The organism is Dyella sp. 05T440 (assembly GCF_056395965.1).
Map to the genome: position 1 here is coordinate 1 of NZ_JBFTKN010000045.1, position 405 is coordinate 405.

Here is a 405-nt window from a genome sequence, read left to right on the forward strand (position 1 = left end):
GTCCTTGATGTCGCGCTTGACGCTCTCGGGCGTGATGCCGTGTTCGAGGTTGTAGGCGTTCTGCTTGTCGCGGCGGCGCTGGGTCTCGGCCATGGCCCGCTCCATGCTGCCGGTGATCCGGTCGGCATAGAGGATGACCTTGCCGTCGACGTTGCGGGCGGCGCGGCCGATGGTCTGGACGAGCGAGGTCTCCGAGCGCAGGAAGCCTTCCTTGTCGGCGTCGAGGATGGCCACCAGGCCGCATTCGGGAATGTCGAGGCCCTCGCGCAGCAGGTTGATGCCCACGAGCACGTCGAAATGGCCCAGGCGCAGGTCGCGGATGATCTCGATGCGCTCCAGGGTGTCGACGTCGCTGTGCATGTAGCGGACGCGGATCCCCTGTTCGTTGAGGTATTCGGTCAGGTC

General features: G+C 65.7%; 1 protein-coding gene. It reads right to left on the minus strand.

Annotated features, from left to right (window positions below):
- Window positions 1–405 (minus strand): helicase-related protein (locus tag AC1DE1_RS20885; RefSeq protein ID WP_477179355.1); only part of this gene is annotated, 405 nt, incomplete at both ends.